The sequence below is a fragment of the Pacificibacter marinus genome (assembly GCF_018860505.1).
GTDB lineage: Bacteria > Pseudomonadota > Alphaproteobacteria > Rhodobacterales > Rhodobacteraceae > Celeribacter > Celeribacter marinus_B.
The window spans coordinates 58127-74461 of sequence record NZ_JAHKPU010000010.1 but is presented as its reverse complement, the minus strand read 5'-3'; the positions used below and the strand labels follow the sequence as shown (position 1 = coordinate 74461).

18 protein-coding genes are annotated in these 16335 nt (G+C 52.9%); 8 read left to right on the top strand and 10 right to left on the bottom strand.

Annotation, left to right across the window (positions count from 1 at the left end; genetic code table 11):
* Positions 1-121: 121 nt before the first annotated feature.
* Positions 122-1534, top strand: coding sequence for a 30S ribosomal protein S12 methylthiotransferase RimO (gene rimO / locus KO503_RS01835; protein ID WP_215989889.1), 1413 nt, complete (start codon positions 122-124; stop codon positions 1532-1534).
* Positions 1535-1687: 153 nt separating this feature from the next.
* Here the strand turns inward: rimO and KO503_RS01830 are convergent, their stop codons facing one another.
* Positions 1688-2416 (bottom strand): hypothetical protein, encoded by a 729-nt coding sequence (locus KO503_RS01830; protein ID WP_215989888.1) that lies wholly within the window; start codon positions 2414-2416, stop codon positions 1688-1690.
* A gap of 192 nt (positions 2417-2608) precedes the next feature.
* Here KO503_RS01830 and KO503_RS01825 point away from each other — a divergent pair, with 192 nt between their 5' ends.
* Positions 2609-3001: a rhodanese-like domain-containing protein gene (locus tag KO503_RS01825; protein ID WP_215989887.1), complete on the top strand. Its 393-nt coding sequence runs from the start codon at positions 2609-2611 to the stop codon at positions 2999-3001.
* A 21-nt stretch (positions 3002-3022) separates the two neighbouring features.
* On the opposite strand, the gene KO503_RS01820 is transcribed toward KO503_RS01825, so the two are convergent.
* The 4 genes from KO503_RS01820 to KO503_RS01805 form a co-directional block, all read right to left on the bottom strand.
* The gene (locus KO503_RS01820) at positions 3023-3322 is read right to left on the bottom strand and encodes a hypothetical protein (protein WP_215989886.1); all 300 of its coding nucleotides are present in this window, start codon (positions 3320-3322) and stop codon (positions 3023-3025) included.
* 286 nt (positions 3323-3608) lie between these two features.
* Positions 3609-3962, bottom strand: a complete 354-nt coding sequence (locus KO503_RS01815) for a YigZ family protein (RefSeq protein WP_215989885.1) — start codon at positions 3960-3962, stop codon at positions 3609-3611.
* Between the two features lie 74 nt (positions 3963-4036).
* A complete protein-coding gene (locus KO503_RS01810; protein ID WP_215989884.1) occupies positions 4037-4348 on the bottom strand; it encodes a DUF6455 family protein in 312 nt (103 codons plus the stop codon).
* Between the two features lie 92 nt (positions 4349-4440).
* A complete protein-coding gene (locus tag KO503_RS01805; RefSeq protein ID WP_303505828.1) occupies positions 4441-5190 on the bottom strand; it encodes a M48 family metalloprotease in 750 nt (249 codons plus the stop codon).
* 195 nt (positions 5191-5385) lie between these two features.
* Between KO503_RS01805 and KO503_RS01800 the strand changes: the two genes are divergently transcribed.
* Positions 5386-5625 carry a hypothetical protein gene (locus tag KO503_RS01800; RefSeq protein ID WP_215989883.1) on the top strand — a complete coding sequence of 80 codons (240 nt, stop codon included), beginning with the start codon at positions 5386-5388 and terminating at the stop codon, positions 5623-5625.
* 25 nt (positions 5626-5650) lie between these two features.
* Here the strand turns inward: KO503_RS01800 and KO503_RS01795 are convergent, their stop codons facing one another.
* A complete protein-coding gene (locus KO503_RS01795; RefSeq protein ID WP_215989882.1) occupies positions 5651-5950 on the bottom strand; it encodes a DUF167 domain-containing protein in 300 nt (99 codons plus the stop codon).
* Between the two features lie 95 nt (positions 5951-6045).
* Between KO503_RS01795 and KO503_RS01790 the strand changes: the two genes are divergently transcribed.
* Both KO503_RS01790 and KO503_RS01785 read left to right on the top strand, forming a co-directional pair.
* Entirely contained in the window at positions 6046-6624 is a 579-nt protein-coding gene (locus KO503_RS01790) for a nitroreductase family protein (RefSeq protein ID WP_215989881.1), read from the top strand.
* Positions 6624-7337 carry an EI24 domain-containing protein gene (locus KO503_RS01785; protein ID WP_215989880.1) on the top strand — a complete coding sequence of 238 codons (714 nt, stop codon included), beginning with the start codon at positions 6624-6626 and terminating at the stop codon, positions 7335-7337. Before KO503_RS01790 ends, KO503_RS01785 begins: the two co-directional genes overlap by 1 nt.
* Here KO503_RS01785 and KO503_RS01780 read toward each other — a convergent pair.
* Together KO503_RS01780 and mce are read right to left on the bottom strand one after the other, a co-directional pair.
* Entirely contained in the window at positions 7334-7615 is a 282-nt protein-coding gene (locus KO503_RS01780; protein ID WP_215989879.1) for a DUF1467 family protein, read from the bottom strand. The two genes, KO503_RS01785 and KO503_RS01780, sit on opposite strands and share 4 nt — an antisense overlap.
* 53 nt (positions 7616-7668) lie before the next feature.
* On the bottom strand, positions 7669-8073 hold the full coding sequence (mce, locus tag KO503_RS01775; protein WP_215989878.1) for a methylmalonyl-CoA epimerase: 405 nt from the start codon (positions 8071-8073) through the stop codon (positions 7669-7671).
* Positions 8074-8268: 195 nt separating this feature from the next.
* Here mce and KO503_RS01770 point away from each other — a divergent pair, with 195 nt between their 5' ends.
* Positions 8269-8994, top strand: coding sequence for a response regulator (locus KO503_RS01770; RefSeq protein ID WP_215989877.1), 726 nt, complete (start codon positions 8269-8271; stop codon positions 8992-8994).
* A 3-nt stretch (positions 8995-8997) separates the two neighbouring features.
* Here the strand turns inward: KO503_RS01770 and KO503_RS01765 are convergent, their stop codons facing one another.
* Entirely contained in the window at positions 8998-9513 is a 516-nt protein-coding gene (locus KO503_RS01765; protein ID WP_215989876.1) for a DUF1993 family protein, read from the bottom strand.
* Positions 9514-9610: 97 nt separating this feature from the next.
* Positions 9611-11389 carry an aspartate--tRNA ligase gene (gene aspS, locus KO503_RS01760; RefSeq protein ID WP_215989875.1) on the bottom strand — a complete coding sequence of 593 codons (1779 nt, stop codon included), beginning with the start codon at positions 11387-11389 and terminating at the stop codon, positions 9611-9613.
* A gap of 435 nt (positions 11390-11824) precedes the next feature.
* On the opposite strand from aspS, the gene carB reads away from it, so the two are divergent.
* Together carB and KO503_RS01750 are read left to right on the top strand one after the other, a co-directional pair.
* Positions 11825-15106, top strand: coding sequence for a carbamoyl-phosphate synthase large subunit (gene carB / locus KO503_RS01755; RefSeq protein WP_215989874.1), 3282 nt, complete (start codon positions 11825-11827; stop codon positions 15104-15106).
* A 143-nt stretch (positions 15107-15249) separates the two neighbouring features.
* Positions 15250-16191 carry a bacteriophage abortive infection AbiH family protein gene (locus tag KO503_RS01750; RefSeq protein WP_215989873.1) on the top strand — a complete coding sequence of 314 codons (942 nt, stop codon included), beginning with the start codon at positions 15250-15252 and terminating at the stop codon, positions 16189-16191.
* The last annotated feature ends 144 nt before the right edge of the window (positions 16192-16335 follow it).

The following is a 16335-nucleotide window of genomic DNA, read 5'->3' as shown; positions in this document are numbered from 1 at the left end:
GGCCACGTGCCCCCTTTATTTATAACACGCCATTAGTAACACGCCGCTTCATCACCTTCGCAGACGTAAAACCACGCATGACGGGGGTTTCGCGCTGCATTCAATCGGAGTACATGGAGATATGAGCCAGAACCCACCCAGCCTCCGCCCCGATCTCGCCCCGCAACCGCTTGTTGACGCCGCGATTACCAAAAAACGCCAAGACCAGCCCACAATCGGCATGGTGTCTTTGGGCTGTCCCAAAGCACTGGTCGACAGTGAACGGATTTTGACGCGGCTGCGTGCCGAGGGCTATGCCATTTCCCCCGATTACGTCGGCGCGGATGCGGTTGTGGTCAACACCTGCGGGTTCTTGGACAGTGCCAAGGCCGAAAGCCTTGAGGCGATTGGCGAAGCCTTGCAAGAGAACGGCAAGGTCATTGTCACGGGCTGTTTGGGTGCTGAGCCTGAGTACATCACGGGTGTGCATCCGAAAGTTTTGGCCGTCACTGGCCCACATCAATACGAGCAGGTTTTGGACGCTGTGCATCTGGCTGTGCCGCCGGCGCCTGATCCGTTTATCGACCTGCTGCCAGCGCGTGGCGTGTCGCTCACCCCCCGTCATTTCAGCTATTTGAAAATCTCCGAAGGCTGCAACCACGCCTGTAAATTCTGCATTATCCCTGACATGCGCGGCAAATTGGTGTCGCGCCCTGTGCATGGGATTTTGCGCGAGGCTGAAAAGCTGGTTGAGGCTGGCGTCAAAGAATTGCTGGTGATTTCGCAAGATACCTCGGCTTATGGCTTGGACCGTCGTTACTCCACCCACCCATGGAAAGACCGTGAGGTGCGCAGCCACATTACCGATCTGACCCGCGAGCTGGGCCAGCTTGGCGCTGCAGATGATCTGTGGGTGCGCCTTCATTACGTATACCCCTATCCCCATGTCCGCGATCTGATCCCGATCATGGCCGATACCTCGAACGCGATTTTGCCTTACTTGGATATCCCGTTCCAACATGGCCACCCTGATGTTTTAAAACGCATGGCGCGACCTGCGGCCTCTGCCAAGGTGCTGGACGAAATTGCCGCTTGGCGCAGTGATTGTCCTGATATCACTTTGCGGTCCACCTTTATCGTGGGCTACCCTGGCGAGACCGAGGCGGAATTTGAATATATGCTCGATTGGCTTGATGAAGCCAATTTGGACCGCGTGGGCTGTTTTAAGTATGAAAACGTCGATGGGGCGCGGTCAAACGCGCTGCCTGATCACGTGGCTGAAGAGGTCAAACAAGACCGCTGGAACAGGTTTATGGAAAAGTCTCAGGCCATTTCTGAGGCCAAACTGGCCGCCAAAGTCGGTCAAACGATGCAGGTTATTGTCGACGATATTGACGAAGACGGCATCGCCACCTGCCGCACCAAAGCCGATGCGCCCGAGATTGATGGGAACTTATTTATTGATGAGGACACGCAAGGTTTGAGCGTGGGGGATTTGGTGACCGTCGAGGTTGATGAGGCGAATGAGTATGATTTGTGGGGTGCACTTCGTTAGAAAACGCTCGAGGAGCGTTTTCCGAAGCGCACGCGTCAGCGCGTCAAAGACGCGATGCCGCAGGGTGCATTTGATCTGGGGTATCATTTTTCGGAGGCAACGCGCGTAAGACCCGACAGGGTCGGAGCGCTGGGTTAATTCGGCATAGACCAATCAGAGCTTAGACAACTCGACTTTGACCGTTTCCAAATCAAGTTCCAGCTTCGCCTTTTCATTCACCAGCCTATTAATTTCTTTTTCTAGAACCGTATGTTGCGAATTCGATGAACCTATAGTCATCATACTCTGCGTTTTTACGTTTACGATGGCTGCCTTTTTATCAGCTATTTCATCGTCAACTCGATCCAATCGTACCCGCATATTCTTATAACTGGTCTGTAAATTGTTCAATTTTGTCCGGCGGTCTACGTTTTCTTTATCCAGCTTTAACTTTATTTGCTCACGCACATTCGGATCATCAATCGTCTGATCAATTTTTTGCTCAATTTGCGCCTCAGAAATCAATCCTTCTGCATACAGTGCCCTTTCATGCAAGCGCACTTCTTCCCATTCATTCTTCTTTTTCAATCGCTTGTGCGTATATTCATCATCTCGACTTCTCGTTTCATTGATTGCCCAACTAACTGCCCAATGAGCCATATTATTGACGAAAGGCAGACCAACTGCGAGCAGAGAACCGACAACGAGCGGATATAAGTAAAGCGATTGCCAATTTGCATTGTCTTCAAAGAACTTAAACTTCGACAACGCGTCAGTATTTTCAAAAGCGACAAAGTATAGCGATTGCCAGTTCAACACAACAAAGGCAAATACGACTGAAACAAACACATTGCTCTTAATCCGTGAGCGGCCTTCGTCCAAAAATTCTTTGATAAATTCCATAGTTCCCTCACTTCAATGATGGCAATTATGGTCACTACATCGGTGATGTCCAGCGCCTGACCCTGGGTGGGTGCGAAAGCGCCCTCCCTTGGGGAGGGTCAGGCGCTGAGCGATGCGGGCATCGCTCGGGTGATACACTTGACGCTGCCACTTACATTCAAGCAAACTCCCCCAAAAAGGGAGCGCAACACCATGACCAAAACCTATCAAGACCTGCTGAGTGAGGCTTACGACCAAATCTCTACGATCCCGACCGAACTCGCTATCGATTTGGTGGGTGACCCAGATACGCTCATTGTCGATCTGCGCGACAGGCGCGAGTTGGAGCGGGAAGGCAAGATCGAGGGCGCATTTCATTGTCCGCGCGGGATGCTTGAGTTTTGGATCGATCCATCTAGTCCTTATCACAAACCCGCATTGGCCGAGGCGAAACAGATTGTGTTTTACTGCGCTTCAGCGTGGCGATCCGCGCTGGCGGCAAAAACGGCACAAGATATGGGGTTTGAAAACATCTCCCATATCGAGGGCGGCTTTGGCGCGTGGAAAGAATCTGGCGGGGCCATTGAACAGGTTGCCGCAAAATAAGGGCGATCAAACAAGTTAAAGTCAGGCCCCGCGCTGGCGCGCATACAGAAGCCGCAGCCAATAGCCATCGGTGACCTGAGGCTCCTCTTTGGGCCAAGGCGTGGGGGCTGTCTCGATCAAATGCACCAAAGCACAGGCCAAGCCAAAGCCGTTTTGACTTTCCTCAGGGCCAAACAACGTCAACAGCGCTTGGGCCTCGAGATCACTGACAGGTGGAACGATGCCGTCAACGGCAGCCTCAAAGGTCGTCCAATACCATTCGGAATCGTCGGGATTGGGCACAGGCCCTAACGCAACAAGTGTTTGAATACCGTCTCGCATAAAACATCCAAATCATTTTTAAATATAAGTCAGCTTTGCATGCAATCATTGGATGAAATGCTAAAAACCGTTTCGCGTGATGACATGGTGTTGATTAAGAGATTGGGGGACATGAATTTACGCAGGATGCATACTATATAAGCAGTATGACCCAAGCGCATGACAGCCAGATGACGGACGCCAGCCAGATTAAAGTGCAGTTCAGCACCAATTGCCCTATATGCAATTTCGAGATTTCGCATTGTCCGGCAAACGCTGGCGTAGTCGGCGACAGGTACGCACAAAGCTATGTAGTGCGATTGTCCAAATAATAGCGCACGGCGTCTTGGACATGGCGAAAGCGATCACCACCAAGGTGCTTGCCCCCATACCAACGTGTCACAACTATGATGTGATCGTGCAAGCCTTCGCGCTCAAGCATCCGCAAAATCACCATGCCCGCCCCAGATTCGCCGTCATCATTTTTGATAGGTGTATCGCCCGCCAAAAGTCCCCAAGTGTTATGGGTGGCTTTGGCGAATTTTTTGGTTTTACACAGGGTTTTGAGAAAGGCCTTAGCCGCAGTGGCAGAGGTACAAGGCCCGCCAGAGACAGCGTATTTTGACCCACGATCCGATATGATGCCATCAAAGGTTTGCATGGCCACGCGTATATATGGCGCAAGGCCAAATGTCAGGCGGGAATGTCAGACGCGCATGCAAAGGCGAACAGCGACTAGCGCGCGCCGTTTTGCACCGCACGGATGTAATTAAGCTCATTGGTGTTCAGGCAATAATCAGGGGTATGAGTTTGGGTCTCTTGATGCTCGACCATCCACAAGATGCAGGCGTCATGCTGGGTGCATTTGCCGCAACGCGTGACCATCTGCGACAACTCAGGCGCATCGATGATGCCCGCACGCGCGGCCTGATCCACATCCACCCCCAAACGGTCCCCCATGCCATGCATCAAAGTGGTAGAGCCACGTTCGGGCACAACAGGCGCATCGGTTTTGGATACGGTGGAGGTGTTGTGAAGATCGGTCATGGCAAATCCTTACGGCAAAGCGGTGAACATCGAAAACGCACCACAATTTTGCCACCCCCGAACCGGCACGTCCTTGATCAAGATCAAATGAACTACAACGTCGCCATGGTCCGGCGCACAGTTTCTATGCGTTGATCATTGGGGGGATGCGATCCCAGAAATTCATCCCCAGGATCGGCGATACGGGTGAAAAACGCCGCCCCACGGATTGGATTATAGCCCGCACGATAGGCGATGATGGTGCCCAACTGGTCGGCCTCTAGCTCATACGACTTGGAATAGCGGCGCGCACCGACAGTTGCGCCAAGGTTTTGCACGGTCTCGAACGTGGCAGCATCTGCTCCCACTGCAGCGGCCAGAACGCCCCCTAAAAGTCCGCCAATTGCAGCGCTTTCTTGGGTGCGGTCTAGATGGCCACGAATGTGGTGCGCGGCCTCATGGCCCAAAATAAAAGCCAATTCATCGCTGTTTTGCAGATCGGCCAATAGCGCCACGGTAAAGGTCAACACGGGACGACCTGTGGCATCGACCGATTGATAGGCGTTGGCGGGCGCAGAGGCATTACTGTCAACGACAACTTTAAAATCGCAATTGGCCCCTTGGGTACGTTCACGACATTCAGATTCTGCAATCGGCTCCACATGCCGCACGATGGTGGCAAAACTTTCGACCGTGACAGGCCCAGACTGAGTGCTGCGCGTCACAGGCTGCACGTTTGGCGCAGGCGTGTTTGCAGCGGGCGGGATGCTGGGCGTCTCGACCTCGATGCAGGCACTCAGCACGGTGATGGTCATAAGGCTAACAAGCAGGCGCAACCGTGATTTGGGCAATGGATTAAACACGAGAGGTATCCTTAAAGAGCATGCGAAGGGCACAAAAAAGCACGCAGGTTTTCACGCATATTTTAACCGCATGTTACAGATCACACCAGTGGCAACTGTGTGAGGCGACCCAACGAAACGACGCCATATCGCAAACCCGTTTCAAACGCCCGTAAAGCCCTTGCAAATCGCCGCCCCAGCGTTAGCATCGAGACTATGTTTACAATAGAACACGAATTTGACGCGACCGTCATAACGATGGTGGATGATGGCGAAGCGCCGCTACAAGAAGACGTGATTGTCTCGGCTTTTGAAGAATGTATCACCGTCGAGCAGCATGACCCTCGCACGGGGCGCACCCAGAAAATCACCTTATCGCTGGCACAGATGCGCGACTTGGGAGCAGCTTTGGACCTGCCAGAGGGCGCTTATATTTTGGGGCCTGCCAAGATTTAAGGCCTTGCGGTCAAAGCTCAGACGTTCAAAGCCCTGAGATTTTGAACTGTTTGTCACGCGCAATCGCCCCGCGCAGTAGGCTGACGTCGGATTTGGACACGCCCAACGCCTTGGCCAACAGCTTGATCACCTCTTTGGTGGCTTTGCCATCTTCGGGCACGCACGTGACGTAGACGCGTACTTGGCCTTCTTGGACCTGCACCGCATTGCGTGAGGCTTTGGGCGTCACCCGCACAGACAACAGATCATTGTCTATAGCGCCAATCAAATCGGTACGTAGGCTGGTCTTTATTGTGTTTTTATCTTTGGATGTCGCTCCGCTCATGTAACAGCCTTTTACATTTTTTCACAAAGGTGGTTGATTGTCCGCCCCGAAACACCGACATATCGCATAACATCGCACAAAAGAAAGCCCAAGACATGCCTGCACCAAATCCAGCTGTCCTCGATTTTTTGCTCTCCCGCCGGTCTCGCCCGGCCAAAACCCTTGTCAGCCCCGTGCCGACCCGCAACGCCCTTACGCCCTTGTTGCAAGCGGCTGCGCGCACGCCGGATCACGGCAAACTTGAACCTTGGCGCTTTATCGTACTAGAGAAACCGGCTCTCACACGCCTGTCTCTTTTGGTGGCAAAGATGGCCGCAGGGCGAGATTTGGATGACGACCAGCGGCAAAAAGCGATCAATCAATACGCCGATGCCGATTTGGCCGTGGCGGTGATTTCATCGCCCAAAGACTCGCCGAAAGTCCCACACATCGAACAGGTGTATTCCGCAGGGGCCGCCTGTTTGGCGTTGCTGAACGCATCTTTGGCCGCAGGCTGGGGTGCGAATTGGTTGTCAGGCTGGGCCTCGCATGATCCGGAGTTTCGCAAACTCGGATTGGACCTTTCAGATCACGAGACCATCGCAGGGTTCATCCACATCGGCACCGAAAAAATGGCACCGCCAGAGCGCCCGCGCCCTGATCTGGACGCAATCACAACTTGGGTCACCGACTGATGTTCGACGATTTTTTCAAGGCCATCGGCCAAATGGGCGACAGTCGTTTTCAATCGGTGCTGCTCAAAGGCATCGGATTGACCTTAGCGCTTTTGATCGCGATCTACGTCGCCTTTGTTTGGGCCTTGGGCCTGTTCTTGCCCGACACCATCAGCCTGCCCGTTCTAGGCGATATCGGCCTTGGTCTGGTGCTCTCAGTAGGCTCGTTTTTTGTGATGATCGGCCTATCGGTCTTTTTGATGGTGCCTGTGGCCTCGGCCTTTACCGGTTTCTTTTTGGAAGAGGTCGCAGAAGCCGTCGAGGACAAACATTACCCCCACCTGCCGCCCGCGCCGCGTCAAAGCTTTGGCGATATGATGCGCGACACGGTTGGGTTCTTGGGCCTATTGATCGTGGCCAATATCATCGCATTGGTACTGTATCTGTTGTTAAATATCGCAGCCCCCCTGATCTTTTGGGCGCTCAACGGATTCTTGCTGGGGCGTGAGTATTTTCAAATGGTTGCGATACGCCGCTTGGGACGCGAAGGCGCCAAAGCCGCCCGCGCCCGTCATGCGCCAAAAATCTGGATCGCAGGCGCATTGATGGCCGTACCTTTATCGATCCCAATCGTGAACCTGCTGATCCCCGTTTTAGGGGCTGCCACGTTCACACATATGTTTATGCGGCTTGAGGGCGCACGTTTGACCACACCTCCGCAAGGCTCAGCTTAGCTGTCGCCAACTTTGGGCAAATGTGCCGTCCAATCGACATCATGCCATGAAAACACGCCAGAATAGATCACGCCAACAATGATACCCCAAATCACGAAAGCGACCAAGGTGACGATCAATGCTTTGCGGCGCGGGTTGTAATTGCTGGGCGCGCCCGCATGTGTGCCCTCAACAATCACGCCATCGTCGCCCTGTGTGCGCAACCCTATGGGCAGAGCAATAAACATGGTCATGAACCACGTCACAGCATACAGCACGATTGCAGATACAATAGACATAAAGCCGCTTCCTTATATGCGAACAGGTCAGACCTGTTCAATCTTCGAGCAGGTCAGACCTGCTCTAGTTCAATCAGACAACCGTTAAAGTCCTTGGGATGCAAGAACAGCACAGGCTTGCCATGGGCACCGATCTTCGGCTCACCCGCGCCCAAAACACGCGCGCCCTCTGCCAGCAATTTGTCCCGCGCGGCCAAGATATCATCCACCTCGTAACACATGTGGTGAATGCCACCCGCTGGGTTCTTTTCCAGATAGCCCGTGATCGGCGAATTGTCACCCAAAGGATAGAGCAATTCGATTTTTGTATTGGGCAGTTCAATAAACACCACCGTCACGCCATGATCCGGCTCGTCTTGTGGCGGGCCGACTTTTGCGCCCAAAGTGTTCGCATATTGCGCGCTCGCCGCTGTTAAATCAGGCACAGCAATGGCCACGTGGTTCAAACGTCCGATCATGTCTTATCCTCTCCCAAACTCTTAGATTCGGTTATGGCCTGTGCCGATACCTGCCCGCAAGCGGCGCTTCGACGCAGTTTTAACGCCTCAGTCCACGTAATTGCGATTTTCCGCCACAAAACACCGCAAGGTTAACGCTCCATTCACCAGTTATAGACTTAACTACCAGACACAAACCCTGTGGAGCTGTTAGACATGCCAGATAATCTAGAAAGCCTATTGCCGCCGCAAATGCCAACGCCTGAGCGTCCCTTGCTGGGAACAACGGTGCTGATCGTCGAAGACAGTCGTTTTGCCTCTGAGGCGCTGCGCTTGTTGTGCTTGCGCTCTGGGGCACGGATCAGACGCGCTGATAATTTGGCTCATGCACGTAAACATTTGCGAGTGTTTCGCCCCAATGTGGTGATCATTGATTTGGGCCTGCCTGATGGTTCTGGCGCGGACCTGATTGATGAGCTGTCCCACGCCAGTGCACGCGTCGATGTTCTATTGGGAATGTCAGGCGATACAGGCACAGAAAGCCTTGCACGGGCTGCCGGTGCTGACGGCTTCATCGCCAAACCCATCGCCAATTTGGCTGAATTTCAACATATCATTCTCAATGCCATGCCCAAAGGATCACGCCCCGCTCTGACGGGCATTCGCAGGGTCACTGACGAAGAGATCACCCCCGATCCCATCGCGCTGCAAGACGATTTTGTCCATATTTCAGACCTGATGACCCTCAACCGTGGCGAAGACATGCTGGATTACATCGCGCAGTTTTTGTCCGGTATCGCGCGCACAGCAGGTGATACAGAGTTGGTGGATGCGGCCCAAACACTGTCAAAGCGTCGAGACCAAGGCCTGCCCTTTGGCTCTGATATCGCGCGGATTGCGGGCTTGGTACATGATCGCATAGATCAAGCCCGCGTCGTGTAATATTCAGATATCCAAAGCCTGTTCAAAAGAAAATCCCGTTGGGTAACTGTGCAACCCGTCAAAATCTGATTTGCCGACCGTCATCCCAGCAGCCCGAACAGACGCGTAAGCCATCGTGAAATGGAAGATCATATTGGGCAGAGCATAGCGCATTATGAAATCTGTACTGTCTTGGGTAACTTTTGCAAATCCAGCCACGTGCGACACCTCAGACACGGTAAAATCTGCAGGTGTAAGTTCTGCCAGCATTTCACGCACATCGCGTGCCAAAATGTGCAAGGCGGCACCTGTGGGCCTGTCTGGAAACACCGGCAGCGCGCGCCCAGTCACGGGAGCCACCGCACGGGCCGCAAAATTCAATGCGATGGCCAACTGTTGATTTGTCGGAAAAACATCTGGCGCAGCACGGGTCCTGAGTAGCGCGTCGCAATCAGGATGCTCTTCGATTTTGATTAACAGCGCCTCAATCTGACCGACATAATGCAATAAAGTATCAAGAATAATTTGCGTGCCTTGCATGAAATCCCCCTTTCTACACGAACGTTTTTCACTGCCCACCATAAAAAAAGGCGCGAGGTAACCCCCGCGCCTGATTAAATTCGAATACGAGTGCCGCTTACTCTTCGGCAGGCAGCGCGCGCAAGTGCAATTCGCGCAACTGTTCGTTCATCGGCTCGTTGGGCGCGCCCATCATCAAGTCTTCGGCGCGTTGGTTCATTGGGAACATGATAACCTCGCGGATGTTGGCCTCGTCAGCCAGCAACATCACAGCGCGGTCGATGCCCATCGCGCAGCCACCGTGGGGCGGTGCACCATATTGAAACGCATTGACCATACCGCCGAAGCGTTTTTCAACTTCATCTTTGCCATAGCCCGCGATTTCAAAGGCTTTGTACATGATTTCAGGCGAGTGATTACGTACCGCACCGGACACCAATTCGTAGCCGTTACAGGCCAAATCATATTGGTAGCCCAATACTTTGAGCGGATCGCCCATCAACGCTTCCATGCCGCCTTGTGGCATAGAGAACGGGTTGTGTTCAAAGTCGATTTTGCCGGTTTCTTCGTCTTTTTCGTAGATTGGGAAATCAACGATCCAAGCGAATTGGAAGCTGTCTTTATCTGTCAAACCAAGCTCTTCACCGATCACATTGCGCGCACGGCCCGCAACAGATTCAAAGGCTTTCGGTTTGCCCCCCAAGAAGAACGCCGCATCACCAAGGCCAAGGCCAAGTTGCTGGCGGATCGCTTCGGTACGCTCTGGACCGATGTTTTTGGCCAATGGACCTGCGGCCTCAAGACCTTCGCCTTGGTCACGCCAGAAGATGTAGCCCATGCCAGGCAGGCCTTCTTGTTGCGCGAATTTGTTCATGCGATCACAGAATTTGCGTGAGCCGCCTTTTGGCGCTGGAATGGCGCGAACTTCTGTGCCCTCTTGTTCCAGCAAGCTGGCGAAGATGGCAAAGCCTGACCCTTTGAAGTGCTCAGAGACCACTTGCATTTTGATCGGGTTGCGCAGGTCAGGTTTGTCGGAACCGTACCAAAGCGCTGCGTCTTTGTACGAAATCTGCGGCCAGTCTTTGTTGACCTTGCGGCCTTTGCCGAATTTTTCGAACATGCCGCCGATCACGGGTTCGACAGTGTCGAAAATGTCTTGCTGCGTAACGTAGCTCATTTCCACATCCAACTGGTAAAAGTCGGTGGGCGAGCGATCCGCACGCGGATCTTCATCGCGGAAACAGGGCGCGATTTGGAAATATTTGTCAAAGCCAGAGACCATGATCAGCTGCTTGAACTGCTGTGGAGCCTGCGGCAGCGCGTAGAATTTACCAGGGTGCAAACGTGATGGCACCAAAAAGTCACGCGCGCCCTCAGGCGACGATGCCGTGATGATCGGCGTTTGGAATTCGTTGAAATCCTGCGCCCACATCCGTTCGCGCAGGTCTTTCACCACCTTCGAGCGCATGATCATGTTGTCGTGCAATTTTTCGCGACGCAAATCAAGGTAGCGGTATTTCAGACGCGTTTCTTCGGGGTACTCTTGATCGCCAAAGACCATCAAAGGCAGCTCGTCAGAGGCGCCCAAGATTTCCAAATCACGAACAAATACTTCGATTTCGCCGGTTGGCAGTTTGGTGTTCACAAGGCTTTCATCACGCGCCATGACAGTGCCATCAATGCGGATACACCATTCGGCGCGCACCTTTTCCATGTCCTTGAACACAGGGCTATCAGGATCGCAAAGCACCTGCGTGATGCCGTAATGATCACGCAGATCGACGAACAAAATGCCGCCATGATCACGGATACGGTGGACCCAGCCAGACAGACGAACGGTGTCGCCCACATTGGCCTTGGTCAGTTCAGCGCAGGTATGGCTACGATAGGCGTGCATAATTCGGAATCCTCAGGTCTTGGACTAATATTAGTCGTCGCGCTGATACACCGTTATAGGGCCGGAAAGTCAAGCCTTGCGGGGCGGATCGCGTGGTGTTTCGGGGCTTTTGGCTGCCTTGCGCGCTTTGAACCGGATAAATCCATCGACTGTCTCTATATATGTCGGGAATCAGGAAGACGATTTCACATCCACAGGCGGCGCGTTTTTGGCCTTCTTTTTGACCAAGCGGTCACAGAGGACACACCACAGATGCCTCGCTTTGGAACATTCCCATAACAGGCGCTATAGGTCTGAAAAGAATCCGCACAGTTTGTGCCAAAAGCCCGCCCCTGCCCCTTGCGTATGGGCGGCGCTTCCCTATAACTCACGACAATTTGCTATCCCCGCCTTTTCGCGGAGGGATTGCGCCTGCAAAAAACACTGGGGTCTGCCATGCCTAAAAGAACCGATATCTCATCCATCATGATCATTGGCGCGGGACCGATTGTAATCGGCCAAGCCTGTGAATTTGACTATTCTGGCGCACAAGCTTGTAAGGCGCTGCGCGAAGAGGGCTACCGCGTTATTTTGGTGAACTCCAACCCTGCGACCATCATGACCGACCCCGGTCTTGCTGACGCGACATATATCGAGCCAATCACAGCCGAGGTCGTCGCCAAGATCATCGAGAAAGAGCGCCCCGACGCATTGCTGCCCACCATGGGTGGCCAAACAGGTTTGAACACCGCGCTTGAGCTGGATGATCTGGGCATCTTGGAAAAATTCAACGTGGAACTGATTGGCGCCAAGCGCGCCGCGATCGAAATGGCAGAAGATCGCAAGTTGTTCCGCGAAGCGATGGATCGCTTGGGCATCGAAAACCCGAAAGCTGAAATCATTGCAGCCCCCAAAGGCGAAGATGGCAAATACGATATTGCGGCGGGCATGAAAGACGCTTTTGCGGTGCTCGAAGAAATCGGCCTGCCAGCGATCATTCGCCCTGCTTTCACTTTGGGCGGTACAGGCGGCGGCGTGGCGTACAACCGCGACGATTACGAACATTTCTGCCGTTCCGGTTTGGAAGCGTCCCCAATGGCGCAAATCCTTGTGGACGAAAGCTTGCTAGGTTGGAAAGAATACGAGATGGAAGTGGTCCGCGATACAGCGGACAACGCCATCATCGTCTGTTCCATTGAAAACGTCGACCCGATGGGTGTGCACACAGGCGACTCTGTCACTGTGGCCCCTGCGCTGACGTTGACCGACAAAGAATACCAATTGATGCGCACCCATTCGATCAATGTTTTGCGCGAAATCGGCGTGGAAACGGGCGGCTCAAACGTGCAGTGGTCTGTGAACCCAGCCGACGGCCGTATGGTTGTGATCGAGATGAACCCACGGGTGTCACGCTCATCCGCGCTGGCGTCAAAAGCGACAGGTTTTCCGATTGCGAAAATTGCAGCTAAGCTCGCAGTTGGCTACACCTTGGACGAGCTGGACAACGACATCACCAAAGTGACGCCGGCGTCCTTCGAGCCAACAATCGACTATGTCGTCACAAAAATCCCACGCTTTGCCTTTGAAAAATTTGCAGGGTCAGAGCCAAACCTGTCCACCGCAATGAAATCTGTGGGCGAAGTTATGGCGATTGGACGTACGTTCCACGAGTCCATGCAAAAAGCGCTGGCCTCGATGGAAACAGGGCTATCCGGCTTTGACGAGATCGAAATCGAAGGCGCGCCAGAAAAATCTGCGGTCATCAAAGCACTATCCAAAGCGACACCAGATCGTTTGCGCGTCATCGCCCAAGCCATCCGCTTCGGGTTGAGCAACGACGAAATTCACGCCGCGAACTCTTACGACCCTTGGTTCCTTGAGCGCATCCGCGAAATCGTTGACGCAGAAACTGTGATCCGCAAAGAGGGCCTGCCCGTTTCTGAGGAAGGCCTGCGCCGCGTGAAAATGCTCGGGTTTACCGACGCACGTTTGGCGACGCTCACAGGACGTGATGAGGCCAACATCCGCCGCGCACGCCGCAACTTGGGCGTCAACGCTGTGTTCAAACGCATCGATACATGTGCGGCTGAATTTGAAGCGCAGACACCTTATATGTATTCCACTTATGAGGCCCCGATGATGGGCGACGTGGAATGTGAAGCACGGCCCTCGGATCGCAAAAAAGTTGTGATCTTGGGTGGCGGTCCAAACCGTATCGGCCAAGGCATCGAATTCGATTACTGCTGTTGTCACGCCTGTTTCTCGCTGACCGATCAAGGCTACGAGACGATCATGATCAACTGCAACCCCGAAACCGTGTCCACCGATTACGACACCTCGGATCGCTTGTACTTTGAGCCGCTGACCTTTGAACACGTGATGGAAATCCTGCGGGTTGAGCAAGAAAACGGCACATTGCATGGCGTGATCGTACAGTTCGGCGGGCAGACACCACTGAAACTCGCCAATGCGTTGGAAGCCGAAGGCATTCCGATCTTGGGCACCTCGCCTGACGCCATCGATTTGGCCGAAGACCGCGAGCGTTTCCAAGACCTCGTGAACCGTCTTGAGTTGAAGCAGCCGAACAACGGCATCGCATCGACAGATGCGGAAGCAATTGAAATTGCGGCCGAAATCGGCTTCCCTCTCGTGATCCGTCCGTCCTATGTTTTGGGTGGTCGTGCGATGGAAATCGTGCGCGATATGGAACAGCTCAAACGCTACATCTCGTCTGCGGTTGTGGTTTCTGGCGACAGCCCTGTTTTGCTTGACAGTTATCTGTCTGGTGCAGTTGAAATCGATGTGGATGCGCTATGTGACGGCACGGACGTGCATGTCGCGGGCATCATGCAGCATATCGAGGAAGCGGGCGTTCACTCCGGTGACTCCGCCTGTTCCTTGCCGCCTTATTCCTTGACCGAGGAAATCATCGCCGAGTTGCACAAGCAAACCCGCGCGTTGGCTTTGGCGCTAAACGTGGTCGGGTTGATGAACATCCAGTTCGCGGTGAAAGACGATGTCATCTACCTGATCGAGGTCAATCCGCGTGCCTCGCGCACCGTGCCATTTGTTGCCAAAGCGGTGAATTCGCCGATTGCTTCTATCGCTGCGCGCGTTATGGCCGGTGAAAAACTCAACACTTTTGATCTGATCGACAGCTCTAAAACAGGTCGTTTCGCGGTGAAGGAAGCGGTTCTGCCGTTTGCGCGCTTCCCTGGCGTTGATACCATCTTGGGCCCAGAAATGCGCTCGACGGGTGAGGTCATGGGATCGGACAAGACCTTTGCCCGTGCATTCCTCAAAGCGCAGCTTGGCGCTGGCACGGTTCTGCCAGAGACTGGCAAAGTGTTCTTGTCGATCAAAGACATGGACAAAACCGATGCCACGGTTGAAGCAGCCACCACGCTTGTGGATCTTGGGTTCGAAATCGTCGCCACCCGCGGCACGGCAGCGTTTCTGACTGAAAACAACGTCAAAAGCACGATCGTCAACAAGGTTTACGAGGGTCGTCCAAACATCGTCGATATGCTGAAAAACGACGATATCGCGCTGGTTTTGAACACCACCGAGGGCAGCCAAGCCGTTGAAGACAGTCGCGAAATCCGCAAAGTCGCCCTGTACGACAAAATCCCCTACTTCACCACAGCCGCCGGCGCGCACGCTGCTGCAATGGCAATGAAGTCACGGGGCGAAGGCGAGATCGAAGTGGAAAGCTTGCAAGAGCAGGCTTTGTCTTAAGCCGACACACAACACGATTTGACTATGGGCATCCTTCGGGGTGCCCATTTTTGTTTGGGTGTTTGCTAAATACATTTTTTGCTTTCACTTTTCCCATCAGACTCGTTTACATTAATTATTTGTAGGAAGCGCGGTACTTTTGAATGACTGAACTTGTAATAATAGGTAACGGCTTGGATTTGCACCACGGCCTAAAAACATCTTATGGGGCTTTTTCAGAGTTTGCAAAAGCGGACTCGCCCGGCATTTATGAGCTTTTGTCAGAACAGTTTCGAGCGTTACACGAATTCATGAGTACTAATACCACAGATGATACTAATGATTTCATCTATGACTGTTGGTGTGATTTTGAGAGCAGTTTAGGTGCCTTAGATGATGAGAGGTTCGAGCAGAGTTCACACGAAGATATTTCAGAATATATGGAAGAGCTCGGCATGGAGGAGACATTGGTCAATCATTTTATTAACAGCATCTCTTCCATCTTAGATGTTTTTCGAAGCTGGGTCTCCGAAATCGATCTTTCAACCGGCAAACACAGGAATTTCAAGTTCAACACTGCGTCAGCTTTTGTGAACTTCAATTACACAGAAACCTTAGAGACTTATTATGGCGTCAGTCGTGAGAAAATTTTGTATATTCATGGTAGCAGAAATACGAAAGATCAGTTGATCCTCGGTCATGATATCACCCCACCTAAAGCACAGCACAAAGATGATTGGCCTGAGATCCATGGTCATCCCTTCTATGAATATCTTAGGCAAACACGCAAACCAGTAGACGAAATCACGCACAAGCTCCGAAGCTGGCTTGGTGGCGTTCCAAGCATCAAACAAGTTTCGGTGCGTGGACATTCGCTCGGCACTGTGGACCTTCCATATTTCAAAATGGTCGCCGAGGCTTACCCAGATGCTGCATGGAGTTTTAGCTATTACCAATCAAATGATTTATCCGGCATTCAGAACGCCATTAGAGTGCTGGGTATTGATGACGATAGAATTTTGTCAGTTGCAACCCTTTCGAAACTTGAGAACGACCCGAACACGAGCCACAATGCCCTTACTGACCAAACCTCCTCTCTACTATAGAAACGCCGGATAAACCTGCTTGTTGAACGACAGTGAAAAACCTTGACTCACGCACTATCGAGGTCCATACGCCCCCTATCGACATCCTATGCTGCCGCGTGAGCAGCCGTGTGAGAGCTAAGCTCCGCGCTGCAGGTGTCGATA

Excerpts from the sequence above, each read along its gene's own strand:
- rimO (WP_215989889.1), top strand. The coding sequence starts at position 122 with ATGAGCCAGAACCCACCCAGCCTCCGCCCCGATCTCGCCCCGCAACCG.
- KO503_RS01830 (WP_215989888.1), bottom strand. The coding sequence starts at position 2,416 with ATGGAATTTATCAAAGAATTTTTGGACGAAGGCCGCTCACGGATTAAG.
- KO503_RS01825 (WP_215989887.1), top strand. The coding sequence starts at position 2,609 with ATGACCAAAACCTATCAAGACCTGCTGAGTGAGGCTTACGACCAAATC.
- KO503_RS01820 (WP_215989886.1), bottom strand. The coding sequence starts at position 3,322 with ATGCGAGACGGTATTCAAACACTTGTTGCGTTAGGGCCTGTGCCCAAT.
- KO503_RS01815 (WP_215989885.1), bottom strand. The coding sequence starts at position 3,962 with ATGCAAACCTTTGATGGCATCATATCGGATCGTGGGTCAAAATACGCT.
- KO503_RS01810 (WP_215989884.1), bottom strand. The coding sequence starts at position 4,348 with ATGACCGATCTTCACAACACCTCCACCGTATCCAAAACCGATGCGCCT.
- KO503_RS01800 (WP_215989883.1), top strand. The coding sequence starts at position 5,386 with ATGTTTACAATAGAACACGAATTTGACGCGACCGTCATAACGATGGTG.
- KO503_RS01795 (WP_215989882.1), bottom strand. The coding sequence starts at position 5,950 with ATGAGCGGAGCGACATCCAAAGATAAAAACACAATAAAGACCAGCCTA.
- KO503_RS01790 (WP_215989881.1), top strand. The coding sequence starts at position 6,046 with ATGCCTGCACCAAATCCAGCTGTCCTCGATTTTTTGCTCTCCCGCCGG.
- KO503_RS01785 (WP_215989880.1), top strand. The coding sequence starts at position 6,624 with ATGTTCGACGATTTTTTCAAGGCCATCGGCCAAATGGGCGACAGTCGT.
- KO503_RS01780 (WP_215989879.1), bottom strand. The coding sequence starts at position 7,615 with ATGTCTATTGTATCTGCAATCGTGCTGTATGCTGTGACGTGGTTCATG.
- mce (WP_215989878.1), bottom strand. The coding sequence starts at position 8,073 with ATGATCGGACGTTTGAACCACGTGGCCATTGCTGTGCCTGATTTAACA.
- KO503_RS01770 (WP_215989877.1), top strand. The coding sequence starts at position 8,269 with ATGCCAGATAATCTAGAAAGCCTATTGCCGCCGCAAATGCCAACGCCT.
- KO503_RS01765 (WP_215989876.1), bottom strand. The coding sequence starts at position 9,513 with ATGCAAGGCACGCAAATTATTCTTGATACTTTATTGCATTATGTCGGT.
- aspS (WP_215989875.1), bottom strand. The coding sequence starts at position 11,389 with ATGCACGCCTATCGTAGCCATACCTGCGCTGAACTGACCAAGGCCAAT.
- carB (WP_215989874.1), top strand. The coding sequence starts at position 11,825 with ATGCCTAAAAGAACCGATATCTCATCCATCATGATCATTGGCGCGGGA.
- KO503_RS01750 (WP_215989873.1), top strand. The coding sequence starts at position 15,250 with ATGACTGAACTTGTAATAATAGGTAACGGCTTGGATTTGCACCACGGC.